Source organism: Amycolatopsis sp. NPDC114504 (genome assembly GCF_055633595.1).
Map to the genome: position 1 here is coordinate 398128 of NZ_JBVKDU010000003.1, position 13900 is coordinate 412027.

Below are 13900 nucleotides of genomic sequence, written 5' to 3' on the forward strand. Positions count from 1 at the left end.
GCGTGGCGACGGCAATGGCCGGCCGTCGGCGACGTTGGCATCACCGCGGTGATTCCCGAACCAGCCGATCAGGCCGGGCGCCGCGACGACGTGGTTCCCGCGGCAGCCAGTGATCACCTGGACCAAACTGTCGGTGCCCGCCGGTAGCGTGGAAGACGGGGGGCGCCGCCCCGCCCGGAATGTTCTCGTTTGAGCGCGCGGAACCGCGGGAATTACTGGCCACCAAGCCGGGTCCCCCGGTACCGCGAACGTCGCAGTGGTGTGGACCATTTGGCCCTACCGCAGCAGAAACGAGGCGTCATGCTCGCCATTCTCGCCGCCGTGCTCTTCGGGCTCGCCCTCCTGATGGAGCTGGCCGGGTTCGGCCTCGGCCCGATCATCACCACCAGCACGCTCACCACCGCCGGGCTGCTGTGCGTCGCCCTGCACCTGGCCGGCGTCGCGACCGACCGTTCGCGGTTCAGCCGGCGGCGGCGCCGCTGACGTCCGCCGCGCGCCGCAGCACCTGGGTGAACACCTCGGGCGACTGGGCGCCGGCGACGCCGAACCGCTGGTCGATCACGAAGAACGGCACCCCGGTCGCGCCGAGCGCCCGCGCCTGTTCGCCGTCCGCCGCGACTTCGGTTTCGTAGGCGTCCGACTCGAGCACCGCGCGGGCCTCGGCGGCGTCGAGCCCGGCTTCGGCGGCCAGCTCCACCAGCGAGTCGCGGTCGAACAGCGACCGCCGCTCGGTGAAGTGCGCGCGGTAGAACCGGTCGACGACAGCGTCGGCCAGCCCGCGCTCGCGGGCGAGGTGCACGAGGCGGTGGCCGTCGACGGTGTTTCCCATGTGGACACCGTCGAGGTGGTACTCGAGACCGTCGGCGGCCGCGCGCTGCTCCATCTGCGCTTCCATGGCGTCGGCTTCTTCGAGCGTCCGGCCGTACTTTTCGGACAGCACCTCGCGCGTCGGCCGCGACGTCCCGCGCGGGAACGACGGGTCGAGCTGGAACGAGTGGTGCACGACCTCGACGTCGACCCCGAGCTCGGCGACGGCCTGCTCGAAGCGGCGCTTGCCGAGATAGCACCAGGGACAGATGAGATCGGACCAGATGTCTACGCGCACGCCACCACGCTAACCACGCGGCGGCACGCACTTCAAAGTAACCGTCCTCGACCTGCGGCTAGGGTGGGCGAGTGACCGTCTCGACCGACGACATCGTCCGCCACGCGGCACGGCTGCTGTTCACCGGAACCCGCCTGGACCTCGGCCGGATGGCGACGGAGCTCGGAATCTCCCGCACGACGTTCTTCCGCCGAGTCGGCAACCGCGAAGACCTGATGGGCGCGGGCCTGCGGCTGCTGTCCGACCGGACGTGGCAGCGCGCACTGGACAGCTGGCGTTCGCGGCACGGCGACGCGGTCCGCACCCCCGAGGGCCGGCTGCGGTGCCTGTGGGTGATGGAGGAGTACCGGCGCGAGGTCGCGGGCAACGACGGGATGACCAAGCTGTTCGAGGCGGAGTCGACGGTGGCGCTCAGGGTGTTGACGGACCCCCGAGGCGCGGTCCAGCCGGCCCTGGTCGACGCGCACGTGGAGCTGTTCCGCGAGGACGCATCGATCGCGGGGCTGACGCCGCTGGTGGGGTTGCCGGATCTGGCGTTCGCGGTGGTGCGGCTGGGCGAGTCGTTCCTGTATTCCGACGTGCTGGCGGCGCGGACGGTGGACCTGAAGGTCGCGACGACGCTGCTGGACACGTTGGTGGGCGGAGCGTTGGAGCCGGCCGCGGCCCGCTGACGCGGCGCTGGTGCGGGAGTCGCCGCGGGTTGGCGCGAACGCGGTGCACGCAAGCGCGGGCTGGGCGCGGGCCAGCCTTCCGCGCGCTCACGCCTCAGCTGCCGAGCCACCACCAGCCGAGGCTGCTCGGGCGACCGGTCCCAGCCAGACCACCCCGCCCCGCCTCGACGTGAACGCCCCCTCACCTCGCCTGACGACATGAACGAAGTCCTCCGAGTCACTGAGCAAGCGCACAGTCGGTCAACTACTCACCCGTTCGGGTGTTGTGGAACATTTCGTTCAAGTGTTTCATAACACCACGGGAAAGCGGTTACCCCGCGTCCCGCACGCGGCACCTCCTTCGTTGCCGTGCAACGGTTCCATTGATCCGCCCGCCTGTGTCCGGGCGCGCTTTCGCCTGCCCGGGGAAAGAGAGCGATCCATGTCCGTACTCACCAGCCCGCCGACGTCGTCTGGCCTGGGTGAGACAGTTTCACACCGCCGTCGGGGGTTTCGTGCCAAGGCGGCCGGGGTTGTCCTGGCCGCGCTCGCGCTGACCGCCGGCTTCGCCGCTCCGGCGCCCGCCGCCGCCAACCCCTACGAACGTGGCCCCGATCCGACCACCGCCAGCATCGAGGCCTCGCGCGGCAGCTTCGCCACCAGCACCGCGACCGTCTCGCGGCTGTCCGTCTCCGGCTTCGGCGGCGGCACCATCTACTACCCGACCAGCACGACCGCCGGCACCTTCGGGGCCATCTCGATCGCGCCCGGGTTCACCGCGCTCCAGTCGAGCATCGCCTGGCTGGGCCCGCGGCTCGCGTCGCAGGGCTTCGTCGTCTTCACGATCGACACCCTGACCACCAGCGACCAGCCCGACAGCCGCGGCCGGCAGTTGCTGGCCTCGCTCGACTACCTCACCCAGCAAAGCAGCGTCCGCTCCCGGATCGACAGCAGCCGGCTCGGTGTGGTCGGGCACTCGATGGGCGGAGGCGGCACGCTCGAAGCCGCGCGCTCGCGGCCGTCGCTGCAGGCCGCGATCCCGCTCACCGGCTGGAACCTGACGAAGAACTGGGGAGGAGTCCGCGTGCCGACGCTCGTCGTCGGGGCGCAGTCGGACACCGTCGCCCCGGTGGCCACGCACTCGATCCCCTTCTACACCAGCCTTCCGTCCTCTTTGGACAAGGCGTACCTCGAACTGCGCGGCGCCAGCCACTTCGCCCCGAACTCGTCGAACACGACGATCGCGAAGTACACCCTCTCCTGGCTCAAGCGGTTCATCGACGACGACACCCGCTACGAGCAGTTCCTCTGCCCGATCCCCGGCACCAGCCTGTCCATTTCGGACTACCGCGGGAACTGCCCGCACAACGGCTGACCGGTCAGCCGGGCACACCGAGGGTGACGACCACCTTTCCCTTGGCGTGCCCGGCTTCCTGGTACGCGATCGCGGCGCGCAGGTCGTCGAACGGGTAGCTCCGGTCCACGACCGGCGTGACCGCGCCGCGCTCGGTGAACGCGGCCAGCTCCCCCAGCACCGCCGCCTTGTCCCGGCAGGCGACCGCGTCGGCGAGCACGACCCGCCTTCGGGCGAACGGACCCGAGGCCAGCGCGGCGAAAACGTGCCCGGCGGGCTGCAGCCAGCGCCCGGCCGGGCCGCCGACGGCGACGAACGTGCCGCCCCGCTCCAGCACCCGGCGGCAGGCGAACACGGATCGGCCGCCGGCGATGTCCAGGACGAAGTCGTAGCGGCGCCCGCTGCGGGTGAAATCCGCCGAGCGGTAGTCGACGACGTGCTCCGCACCGAGCGAACGGACCAGCTCGGCGTTGGCCGCGCCGCAGACGGCGTCGACCCGCGCCCCGAGCGCCCGCGCCAGCTGCACCGCGAAGGTGCCGACGCCGCCGGAAGCGCCGTTGACCAGCACCCGCTGCCCGGGTTCCACCCCGCGCAAGGAGACCAGCGCGGTCATCGCGGCCATCGGCATCGTCGCCGCCTGCTCGTGGGACAGGTTCTTCGGCATCGGCGCCAGCAGGTCTTCGGACACGCAGACGTATTCGGCGTGGGCACCCCTCGGCAGCAGCGCGTAGACGTCGTCGCCGGGGGCGAACTTCGCACCCCGCGTCTCGACCCGGCCGGCCAGGTCGCAGCCGAGGACGCCGACCGGCGGACGGCGCAGGCCGAAGCCGCCGGTCATCAGGCGCGCTATGCGGGGCTCGCCTCTCATGAAGTGCCAGTCGTACGGGTTGACCGAGGTGGCGTGCACCCGGACCAGCGCCTCGCCTTCGCCGGGCACGGGATCGGGCACATCTTCCCAGCTCAGACTGTCCGGTGAGCCGTACACACGCTGGACGAGGGCCTTCATCGCGTCTCCCTTACGTTGTAAGTCTTACGTCGTAAGGTAGCTCTGGGACGGTCACCAGGTCAAGGAGGCCTTACGTTGTACGATCTTGGGCGTGACGACCGACGCGCGGATCCCCCTCAGCCGCGAGCGCGTCCTGCACGCGGCGGTCGCGCTCGCCGACGAACACGGCCTGCGCGCGCTGACGATGCGCCGGCTCGCCGACGAGCTCGGCGCCGAAGCGATGTCGCTCTACTACCACGTGGCCAAAAAGGAAGACGTGCTCGACGGGATCGTCGACGTCGTGGCGCAGGAGATCAACGAGACCGTCGCGCGCCTGGAAGCCGGCCCCGACTGGCGGCAGACGGCCCGGCGGCGCATCCTCGCCGCCCGCCAGGTGTTCCTCCGCCACCGCTGGGCGCCGGCGCTGTTCGAGACGCGGTCGTCGACGAGCCTCGAGGTGCTGAAGTACTACGACGCGCTGGTCGGCGTGATGCGCGACGGCGGGTTCTCGCACGACCGCATCCACCACGCGCTGCACGCCCTCGGCAGCCGGGCGCTCGGGTTCAGCCAGGAGCTGTTCGACCCGAGTGCGGGCGCGTCGGCGGAGGTCCCGCCGGAGCTGGCGGCGCAGCTGCCGAACCTGGTGGGGATGCTGAGCGAGATCGCCCACGACGACCCCGACTCGACGCTGGGGTGGTGCGACGACCAGGCGGAGTTCGAGTTCGGCCTGGACCTCATCCTCGGCGGCTTGGACCTGCTGCGAGGGCGGTAGTCCACCAGGTGGGACACCCTCCCTCGCAAGGGAAGAATCGGCAGGGTGTCGCGACCACTGCGGAAGCTCGGCTTCCTGACCATCGGCCTGTTCGACCCCGCCGATCCGCGGCGGGGTCACGAGTCGACCCTCGGGATCATCGAGCTCGGGGAACAGCTCGGCTTCGACAGCGCCTGGGTGCGGCACCGGCACCTGCAGCACGGCATCTCGTCGCCGGTCGCCGTGCTCGCCGCCGCGTCGCAGCGGACCAGCCGGATCGACCTCGGCACCGCCGTCATCCCGCTCGGCTGGGAGAACCCGCTGCGGCTGGCCGAAGACCTGGCCACCGTCGACCTGCTCTCCGGCGGCAGGCTCAACCCGGGAATCAGCGTCGGCCCGCCGATGCGCTACGACGAGGTCAAGCACGCCCTCTACCCCGACACCGCTGACGCCGAAGACTTCTCTTACGACCGCGTGCGACGGCTGCTGGACTTCGTGCGCGGCAAGCCGGCGACCGGCTTCAGCGGCACCGAAGGCTTCGAGGTCTTCTCCGACCGCGTCCAGCCGCAGGCACCCGGGCTCGGCGACCGCCTGTGGTACGGCGGCGCGAGCCTGCGTTCCGCGGAATGGGCCGGCCAGCACGCGATGAACTTCCTGACCAGCAGCGTGGTCAAGGCCGACGGCGAGAGCGCGGACTTCGCCGAAATCCAGCTGTCGCACATCCGGGCGTTCCGCGAGCACCACCCGGCCGGCGCGGCGGCCCGCGTCTCGCAGGGGCTGGTCGTCGTCCCGACCGACACCGCCACGCCGGAGCAGCGCGCGAAATACGAGGCCTACGCGGCGAAACGGCTTCCCCGCACCGCGGAACCGCAAGGCCCGGCGCGGATGTTGTTCTCCCCCGACTTCGTCGGCACCTCGGCCGAGATCGCCGACCGGCTGCACGAGCACGCGGCGTTCCGCGAGGTCGACGAGGTGGCTTTCGCCCTGCCGTTCACCTTCGACCACGAAGACTACGTGCAGATCCTCACCGACATCGCGGAACGGCTCGGCCCGGCGCTCGGCCGGCGGTCCTGACTACTTGTTGGTGCCGGGGGTCAGCACCTTGTCGATCACGAAGACCGTGGCGTTCTTCGTGGGGATGTTGCCGCACAGGATCTTCGCGCCGTTGACGGTCATGTTCTCGCCCGAGCCCTCGATCTTCAGCTGACCGCCGGCGGCGTTCAGCGAGTCGAGCATGCCGGCCGACTCCAGACCCTTGGCGTCGTACCGCTTCCCGACGACGTGGTACTGCAGGATCGGCGACAGCTCGGCCGGCTTGCCCGCCAGCTCGGCGAACTTCGCGTCGCCCAGCGCGGCGAACGCCGGGTCGGCCGGCGCGAACACGGTGATCGCCGGGGCGCTGTTGAGCGTGTCGACCAGGTTGGTGGCCTTGACCGCGGCGACCAGCTTGGTCAACAGCGGGTTCGTCGACGCCGCCGACGCGACCGGCTGCGGGCCCATCGAATCGAGCGAACCGGGCGCGGATCCCTGCGGCAGCTGCGAACAGGCCGGGCCGAAGACGTCGGCGTTGGTGGTCACGCCGTCACCGGCGGCCGCGCTGGACGACGGGGCGGCCATCGACGAAGAGGGCGCCGGGGCGGGGGCACTGCTGGAGCTCCCGGAGGAAGCGGTGTCGCTGCCGCTGCACGCGGTCAGCGAAAGGGCGGCCACGGCGGCGAAACCGATACCGGCGACACGAAGCTTGGTCACGAAAATCACTCCAATAACGCGGCTGTGTACTACTTCTTGCGGATTATTCGGGGCTGTACGGGAAACGGATTGGCATCCGATCGGGTGATTCGTTTTTGGTGCTAGGTCAGGGAAATCCGGGTGACCGACGGGGTCGTCGGCCCGGCCGAACCACCCGCGGGCTCGACGGTGATCCCGATCCGATCGGTGCCCGGCGGGAGATCGGACATCAGCATCCGCGGCTCCAGGAGACCCGCCGAATGCGCTTCACCGGCGCGGATGAGCCACACCTGGTAAACGTGGCCGGCGTCGAGCGCGGGCAGGTCCGAGGCGAGCAGCACCGCCTGGTTCCGGCTGCGCGAGACGACCAGGGTCGCGTGCCCCTCGCCGATGCCCTGGATCGCCGTGGCATCGGGCGCGGACAACACGGAGTCGACCGGCGCCGTCGGCGCGGACGTCGTGACGACGCCGACCCCGACCGCGACGACGGCGGCCGCGGCGGCCCCGAACAGGGCGACGCGCAGCCCGAATCCCTTGCGCCGCCCGGGTTCGGCTCGCGGCGCCGGAACCCTCGGCGGCAGCTGGCGGGTGCCGGCCACACCGGCGAGCACCAGCGCCTTCAGCTCCGGCGGCGGCCCGACGGTCTCGGCCACGCCGAGCCAGGCCCCGGTCGCCCGGAGCTCGGCCACCTCCTGGCGGCACGCGGCGCACTCCCCGAGGTGCCGTTCGAACCCGGCACGCTCCACATCGGACACGGCGTCCAGCGCGTAGGCCCCGGTCAGCGTGTGCAGCTCGGCGGTCATCGATCCACCCCCAAGCAGTCGCGCAACCGGATCAGGCCGTCCCGGATGCGGGTTTTCACGGTCCCGGGCGCCACCTTCAGCACCTCGGCGACCTCGGGATAGGTGTAGCCGTTGTAGTACGCCAGCACGATCGACTCGCGCTGGAGATCGGTGAGCTGGGCCAGGCACTGCCGCACGCGCTGCTGGTCGAGCGTGGCCAAAGTGGACTCGGTGACCTCGTCGAACGGCCGCCGCACGTCCATCCGGCCCGCCCGCTCCTCGCGGTCGAGCACGGCCTGGTGCGAGCGCACGCGGTCCACGGCCCGGCGGTGGGCGATCGTCAGCACCCACGACAGCGCGCTGCCGCGTTCCGGGACGTACCTCGTGGCCTTGCGCCACACCTCCACCAGCACCTCCTGCGCGACTTCCTCGGCCTGGGCGTGGTTGCGCAGCACGCGCGTCACCAGCCCGAGCACCGGCCCGGCGATGAGGTCGTACAACGCGGCGAAGGCCGGTTCATCCCCCGCCGCGACGCGCCGAAGCAGTTCCTCGGCGCTCGCCGCGGGCACCGGCGCCTCGTCCGGTTGCAGCCGTAGCCGCCCACGCTCACCCATGCCCGGCACCCTCCACCTCACCCTGGTTATGCGAGGCGTTCGCGGCCGGAGGGCGTCGCGGACTGGTGTGGGGTGGCGGTTCCCACCCGGACGGTGCAACTCCGGCGGCGGGACCCATCCGGGGGCTCGGTGGTTCCGAAGGCTTTGCGTCGGGGTGTGGGTGGCGGGCCGGCCGGCGTTCCGGGGGCGTAGCGGCTCAACTGCCGTAGTGACTTCGGTCGCGCATCGGGTCCGAAGGTGTAGTCACTTCAGTCATGCATCGGCTCCGAAGGTGCAGTCACTCCACCCGCGCATCGCCCCGAGCGCGGAGTCGCCTCAGTTCCGCACCGACTCCAAAGATGTAGTCACTCCATCCGCGCATCGGCCTCGAACGCGAAGTCGCCGCAATCCCGCACCGACTCCAAAAGTGCAGTCACTCCACTTGTGCAGCGACTCCAGCGACGGACCGAGCGCAGTGCTGTAACGACGCCGAAGGTGTAGCGACTCCACCTATGCGCCGGCTCCGCGACGGCAGCTCACTCTGCGTGGGCACCTTGCCCGTTCGGCCACGCCGACGGTGACCTCGGACACTTCTTGATCACCCCAGAGTGTGAAAGTTTTTCGGAACGCTGGGCGTTGAACTCACTATGGGTTATCCCTGGAACAAGACGAAGTTAACCGACGAGTAGCAAAGGCGGTCCCCATGGCCGACCCGCACAGCGTGACCAGTGCCAGCTTCGACTTCGCCCTGCGCACCTTCGGGGCGGCGCCGCGGCCGGTGCCGGCCGAGCTGGAGTACGACACCCGTGACCCCTACGCGGTCGCCGTGGTGCTGCACGCCGGGCCCGCGGCCGTCCGCTGGCTCTTCGGGCGCGACCTCCTCGCCGACGGCCTGCTGGCCCGCTGCGGCGACGGCGACGTGCGCGTCGGGCCCGCCGGCGATCCGGCCCTGGTCGTCGTGGAGCTGAACTCCCCCGACGGCGCCGCCGTGCTCGAAGCGCCCGCGAAGGAGATCGCCGCCTTCCTCGACCGGACCTACGACGTCATCCCCGTCGGGGACGAGTCCGGCTGGTTCGACTTCGACGAGGAACTCGAGAAGCTCTCCTACCAAGACTGAGCACCGGCCAGGACTGAGTACCGTCGCGCGGTGAGCTTCTTCCTGACGACAGTGCTCGCCGCGCTCGAGGACGGCGGTGACCGGCCGCTCTTCCACCACGAAAGCGGCGTCACGACCTACCACCAGGCCCGGGACCGGCTGCACCGCCTGCACACCGGGACGAACGGCACCGTCGCCGTCGACCTGCGCAACCGGCCCGAGACGCTGCTCGTGCAGCTCGCCGCCCTCCTGCGGGGCGCGACCGTGCTCATGGTCCCGGCGTCGGCGCCGACGCAGGACCGGCTCGCCGCGGCCCGGGGCACCACGGTCGTCACCGATCGCCCGCACGAGTGGCCAGACGGCGACATCCGCACCCTCGACGACCTCGACGGCGAGCCCCAGCCGCTGAACCCGCCCGGGACCGTCCACCTCCTCTTCCCCACCGGTGGCACCACGGGCACCCCGAAGCTCATCCGCCACAGCGGCATCTACGACGGCATGGCCCACATCTTCACGCCGAGCCCGGACGGCCCCGGCCGCACCCTGCTCGTCGCCCCCATGACGCACATGACCGGCAACGCCACCGTCCTCGGCGCCCTCCTGCGCCGCGACACCGTGGTGCTCCAGGACGGTTTCGACGCGGGCGCGGTCCTCGGCGCGATCCAGGAGCACCGGATCGACACGCTCTCCCTGACGCCGCCGCGGCTGGCCGCCGTCCTCGACCACCCCGCGCGCGAGAGCACCGACCTCAGCAGCGTCCGGTCGCTCTCCCTCGGCGCCGCGCCGCTGCCGCCGCACCGGTTCGCCCAGGCCCTCGACGTCTTCGGGCCGGTCGTCGGCCAGGGCTACGGCCTCACCGAAGCCCCGATGATCGCGAGCATCTCCGCCGCCGAGCTGGCCGGCCACCCGGAGCGGCTGGGCTCGGTCGGCCGGATCGTGCCCGGCATGGAAGCCCGGATCACCGAGGACGGCGAGGTCGAGGTCCGCGGACTGTCCATGATGGACGGTTACCTCGGCAGCCCGCCCGTCGGCGCCGGCTGGCTGCGGACCGGCGACCTCGGCCGCTTCGACGACGACCGTTACCTCTACCTCCTCGACCGCGCCGACGACGTCGCCGTGGTCGGCGAGCACGGCACGAAGGTCCCCACGACCGTCGTCGAACACGCGCTGGAGACGCATCCGGCGGTGCGGAGCGCGGCCGTGTTCGGCCAGGGCGGCCTGTTGCGCGCCGTCGTCGTCATCACGGGCGAAGTGACCGAAGACGGCCTGAAAGCCCACGCGCGAGAAGCCTTCGGCCAGGAGCACTACGTCCCGGCGAAGGTGGACTTCGTCGACGCGCTGCCCCTCACCGCCGTCGGCAAGGTCGACAAACGCGCGCTCGTTCAGCTCGTGACGGCGCCGTAGGACGACGACCGGACCAGCTTCGCGTACTTCCCGAGCACGCCCTCCGGGAACTTGTTCGGCAGCGGCTCCCAGCCCTCGCGGCGACGCGCCAGCTCGGCGGTGTCCAGCAGCAGGTCGATGCTGCGGCCCTTGATGTCGACGGCGATCCGGTCGCCGTCGCGGACGAACGCGATCGGCCCGCCGTCGACCGCTTCGGGCGCGACGTGGCCGATGCACAGGCCGGTGGTGCCGCCGGAGAAGCGCCCGTCGGTCAGCAGGAGGACGTCGCGGCCCAGCCCGGCGCCCTTGATCGCCGCGGTGATCGCGAGCATCTCGCGCATGCCCGGCCCGCCCTTGGGACCTTCGTAGCGGATGACGACGACGTCCCCGGCCGAGATCCGGCCTTCGTTGAGCGCCGCCATCGCCTCCTGCTCGCGCTCGAACACGCGCGCCGGGCCTTCGAAGTTGGCCGTGTCGAAGCCCGCGGACTTCACGACGGCGCCTTCGGGCGCGAGCGAACCGCGCAGGATGGTGATGCCGCCGGTCGGGTGCAGCGGGTTGTCCAGGGTGCGCAGGACCTCGCCGTCGATAGGGTCGGGGTTCAGCTCGGCGAGGTTCTCGGCGACGGTCCGGCCGGTGACGGTCAGCGCGTCACCGTGGATCAGGCCTTCGTCCAGGAGCGCCTTCATCAGCACCGGGATGCCGCCGTGCCGGTCGATGTCGTTCATGACGTACTTGCCGAACGGCTTGAGGTCGCCGAGGTGCGGGACGCGGTCGCCGACGCGGTTGAAGTCGTCGAGGGTCAGCTCGACCTTCGCCTCGTGCGCGATGGCCAGCAGGTGCAGCACGGCGTTGGTGGAGCCGCCGAGTGCCATGATGACGGTGATCGCGTTCTCGAACGCCTCGCGCGTGAGGATGTCCCGAGCGGTGATGCCCTTTTCGAGCAGCCCCACCACGGCCTCACCCGAAAGGTGCGCGTAGTGGTCGCGACGGCGGTCCGCGGACGGCGGCGCGGCCGACCCCGGCATGCTCATCCCCATGGCCTCGGCCGCCGACGCCATCGTGTTCGCCGTGTACATACCGCCGCAGGCGCCCTCACCGGGGCAGATGGCGCGTTCGATGCGGTCCAGGTCGTCGGTCTTGAGGCGGCCCGCCCGGCACGCGCCGACGGCCTCGAAGGCGTCGATCAGCGTGACGTCCTTCTCGGTGCCGTCGGTGAGCTTCACCCAGCCGGGGGCGATCGTGCCGGCGTAGAGGAACACCGACGCCAGGTCGAGGCGCGCCGCCGCCATCAGCATGCCCGGCAGCGACTTGTCGCAGCCGGCCAGCAGCACCGAGCCGTCGAGCCGCTCGGCCTGCATGACCGTCTCGACGGAGTCGGCGATGACCTCCCGCGACACGAGCGAGAAGTGCATCCCGTCGTGGCCCATCGAGATGCCGTCGGACACCGAGATCGTGCCGAACTGCAGCGGGTAGCCGCCGGCCGCGTGCACGCCTTCCTTGGACGCCTGCGCCAGCCGGTCCAGGGACAGGTTGCACGGCGTGATCTCGTTCCACGAACTGGCGACGCCGATGATCGGCTTGCGCCAGTCGCCGTCGCCCATCCCGACGGCGCGGAGCATGCCGCGCGCGGGCGCGGCCTCGATCCCGTCGGTCACCGTGCGGCTGCGGGGTTTCGGATCGATCGTCATCGCGGGGCCCTCCGGTACGACGTTCGGACGCACTGCATGCTACCCGCGTCCGCGCGGTCCGCTGGCCGGAACGAATCCCTTCCCGGACCCGGGCGAACCGGCGAAAACTCGGCGAAATGATCGCCACGGTGGTGTGGGGCACGGGCAACGTCGGCCGTGCGGCAATCCGGGCCGTCGACGCCCATCCGGCGCTGGAGCTCAGCGCGGTGCTCGTCCACGACCCGGCCAAGGTCGGCAAGGACGCGGGCGCGCTGGCGGGCGTCGGAGACCTCGGGGTCGCCGCGACCGACGACGTCGACGCCGTGCTGGCCGCGGGTCCGCAAGCCGTCGTCTACGCCGCGTCGGGAGACGTCCGGTTCGACGACGCGCTCGCCGACATCGTCCGCGCGGTCGGGACGGGCGCGGTCGTCGTGACGCCGGCCCTCTACCCGCTCTACGACCAGCGCAACGCGCCCCCGGAACTGCGGGACCCGGTGCTGGCCGCGATCAAGGAGGGCGGCGGCTCGCTGTTCGTCTCCGGCGTCGACCCCGGCTGGGGCAACGACGTGCTGCCGCTGCTGGTCAGCGGGCTCGGCACGGACGTCGACGTCATCCGCTGCCAGGAGATCTTCGACTACTCGACCTACGAGCAGCCCGACTCCGTCCGGTACCTGGTCGGCATGGGCCAGCCGATGGACTACGACCCGCCGATGCTGATGACCGGCGTCCCGTCCATGGTCTGGGGCGGGCAGGTCCGGCTGATCGCGCGCGGCCTCGGCGTCGAGGTGGACGAGCTGCGCGAGACGCTGCAACGGCGTCCGCTCGAGGAAACCGTCTCCACGCGGACCATGGGTGACTTCGAAAAGGGCACCCAAGGCGCGGTGCGGTTCGAGGTCCAGGGCATCGTCGACGGCGAGCCGCGGATCGTCATCGAGCACGTCACCCGCATCCACCCGTCGTGCGCGCCGGACTGGCCGACGCCACCCAGCGGCGACGGCGCCCACCGCGTGATCATCGAAGGCCGGCCGCGCATCGAGGTCAGCGTCGAGGCGAGCGACGAGGGCGAAAACCGTTCGGCGGGCGGCAACGCGACCGCCGTCGGCCGGCTCGTCGGCGCGATCGACTGGCTGGCCGAGGCGGAACCCGGCCTCTACGACGCACTCGACGTCCCGCTGCGCCCGGCAGCCGGCAAGCTCGGAAGGAGGCGCTCGTGAACATCGACATCCCCGAGGGCAAGGACCCGATCGGGTACGTCTGGGGCGAGCTGGTGCCCGGCATCGGCATCGCCGCGTCGCAGTTCTCGCTGGCGGTCTACGCGCACACGACGCTGGGCCTGCGGGAGTTCGAGGCCGCGCGGCTGCGGATCGCCCAGATCAACGGGTGCATCTTCTGCCTCGACTGGCGCACCGAACGCGACGGCGTGAAGGTCGAGCCGGAGTTCGCGGACGCGGTGACGGAGTGGCGCACGACGGAGCTTTTCGACGAGCGCACGCGGCTGGCGGCCGAGTACGCCGAGCGGTACACGCTGGACCACCACAACCTGGACGACGACTTCTGGAAGCGGATGGCCGAGCACTACACGCAGCAGGAGATCGTCGAGCTGAGCATGAGCCTCGGCGCGTGGCTGGCGTTCGGACGGCTGAACCACGTCCTGGGCATCGACACCGTCTGCGTGCTGCCGTCCCACCGGTCGTGGGGGGGGAAAAAGGGGGGGGAAACCGTTTCCCCCCCCCCCCCCCCGCGGGGGAACCCCCAAACCCCTCGCGAGGGTTTTTTTTATGTTTTTCTTTTTCCCTTTTCCTA

General features: G+C 71.1%; 15 protein-coding genes. 9 read left to right on the top strand and 6 right to left on the bottom strand.

Features of this window, described 5'->3' with window-relative positions:
- Positions 1 to 300 precede the first annotated feature (300 nt).
- Positions 301 to 483: a hypothetical protein gene (locus ACZ7PG_RS23220; RefSeq protein WP_465288484.1), complete on the top strand. Its 183-nt coding sequence runs from the start codon at positions 301 to 303 to the stop codon at positions 481 to 483.
- Here the strand turns inward: ACZ7PG_RS23220 and ACZ7PG_RS23225 are convergent.
- Positions 461 to 1093, bottom strand: coding sequence for a DsbA family oxidoreductase (locus ACZ7PG_RS23225; protein ID WP_470242384.1), 633 nt, complete (start codon positions 1091 to 1093; stop codon positions 461 to 463). The two genes, ACZ7PG_RS23220 and ACZ7PG_RS23225, sit on opposite strands and share 23 nt — an antisense overlap.
- 83 nt (positions 1094 to 1176) lie before the next feature.
- On the opposite strand from ACZ7PG_RS23225, the gene ACZ7PG_RS23230 reads away from it, so the two are divergent.
- Together ACZ7PG_RS23230 and bdeA are read left to right on the top strand one after the other, a co-directional pair.
- On the top strand, positions 1177 to 1776 hold the full coding sequence (locus tag ACZ7PG_RS23230) for a QsdR family transcriptional regulator (protein ID WP_470241182.1): 600 nt from the start codon (positions 1177 to 1179) through the stop codon (positions 1774 to 1776).
- A gap of 421 nt (positions 1777 to 2197) precedes the next feature.
- Positions 2198 to 3130, top strand: coding sequence for a bis(hydroxyethyl) terephthalate hydrolase (gene bdeA, locus ACZ7PG_RS23235; RefSeq protein WP_470241183.1), 933 nt, complete (start codon positions 2198 to 2200; stop codon positions 3128 to 3130).
- Between the two features lie 4 nt (positions 3131 to 3134).
- Here bdeA and ACZ7PG_RS23240 read toward each other — a convergent pair whose 3' ends face one another.
- Complete coding sequence (locus ACZ7PG_RS23240) at positions 3135 to 4115, bottom strand: NAD(P)-dependent alcohol dehydrogenase (protein WP_470241184.1); 981 nt, start codon at positions 4113 to 4115, stop codon at positions 3135 to 3137.
- A gap of 91 nt (positions 4116 to 4206) precedes the next feature.
- On the opposite strand from ACZ7PG_RS23240, the gene ACZ7PG_RS23245 reads away from it, so the two are divergent.
- Both ACZ7PG_RS23245 and ACZ7PG_RS23250 read left to right on the top strand, forming a co-directional pair.
- A complete protein-coding gene (locus tag ACZ7PG_RS23245) occupies positions 4207 to 4866 on the top strand; it encodes a TetR/AcrR family transcriptional regulator (protein ID WP_470241185.1) in 660 nt (219 codons plus the stop codon).
- 45 nt (positions 4867 to 4911) lie between these two features.
- Positions 4912 to 5919 carry an LLM class flavin-dependent oxidoreductase gene (locus ACZ7PG_RS23250; protein ID WP_470241186.1) on the top strand — a complete coding sequence of 336 codons (1008 nt, stop codon included), beginning with the start codon at positions 4912 to 4914 and terminating at the stop codon, positions 5917 to 5919.
- Here the strand turns inward: ACZ7PG_RS23250 and ACZ7PG_RS23255 are convergent, their stop codons facing one another.
- The 3 genes from ACZ7PG_RS23255 to sigK form a co-directional block, all read right to left on the bottom strand.
- Positions 5920 to 6594, bottom strand: a complete 675-nt coding sequence (locus ACZ7PG_RS23255) for a fasciclin domain-containing protein (RefSeq protein WP_470241187.1) — start codon at positions 6592 to 6594, stop codon at positions 5920 to 5922.
- Between the two features lie 101 nt (positions 6595 to 6695).
- Positions 6696 to 7376 carry an anti-sigma factor gene (locus ACZ7PG_RS23260; RefSeq protein ID WP_470241188.1) on the bottom strand — a complete coding sequence of 227 codons (681 nt, stop codon included), beginning with the start codon at positions 7374 to 7376 and terminating at the stop codon, positions 6696 to 6698.
- The gene (gene sigK / locus ACZ7PG_RS23265) at positions 7373 to 7969 is read right to left on the bottom strand and encodes an ECF RNA polymerase sigma factor SigK (protein ID WP_470241189.1); all 597 of its coding nucleotides are present in this window, start codon (positions 7967 to 7969) and stop codon (positions 7373 to 7375) included. The genes ACZ7PG_RS23260 and sigK overlap by 4 nt, the downstream gene beginning before the upstream one ends.
- Positions 7970 to 8651: 682 nt before the next feature.
- Here sigK and ACZ7PG_RS23270 point away from each other — a divergent pair.
- Together ACZ7PG_RS23270 and ACZ7PG_RS23275 are read left to right on the top strand one after the other, a co-directional pair.
- Positions 8652 to 9065, top strand: coding sequence for an SsgA family sporulation/cell division regulator (locus ACZ7PG_RS23270; protein WP_470241190.1), 414 nt, complete (start codon positions 8652 to 8654; stop codon positions 9063 to 9065).
- Between the two features lie 30 nt (positions 9066 to 9095).
- Positions 9096 to 10448 carry a class I adenylate-forming enzyme family protein gene (locus ACZ7PG_RS23275; RefSeq protein WP_470241191.1) on the top strand — a complete coding sequence of 451 codons (1353 nt, stop codon included), beginning with the start codon at positions 9096 to 9098 and terminating at the stop codon, positions 10446 to 10448.
- Here the strand turns inward: ACZ7PG_RS23275 and ilvD are convergent.
- The gene (gene ilvD / locus ACZ7PG_RS23280) at positions 10427 to 12118 is read right to left on the bottom strand and encodes a dihydroxy-acid dehydratase (RefSeq protein ID WP_470241192.1); all 1692 of its coding nucleotides are present in this window, start codon (positions 12116 to 12118) and stop codon (positions 10427 to 10429) included. The two genes, ACZ7PG_RS23275 and ilvD, sit on opposite strands and share 22 nt — an antisense overlap.
- Positions 12119 to 12234: 116 nt before the next feature.
- Between ilvD and ACZ7PG_RS23285 the strand changes: the two genes are divergently transcribed.
- Together ACZ7PG_RS23285 and ACZ7PG_RS23290 are read left to right on the top strand one after the other, a co-directional pair.
- Positions 12235 to 13311 carry an NAD(P)H-dependent amine dehydrogenase family protein gene (locus tag ACZ7PG_RS23285; RefSeq protein WP_470241193.1) on the top strand — a complete coding sequence of 359 codons (1077 nt, stop codon included), beginning with the start codon at positions 12235 to 12237 and terminating at the stop codon, positions 13309 to 13311.
- Positions 13308 to 13900 (top strand): carboxymuconolactone decarboxylase family protein (locus tag ACZ7PG_RS23290; RefSeq protein WP_470241194.1); only part of this gene is annotated, 593 nt, incomplete at its 3' end. The genes ACZ7PG_RS23285 and ACZ7PG_RS23290, both read left to right, overlap by 4 nt.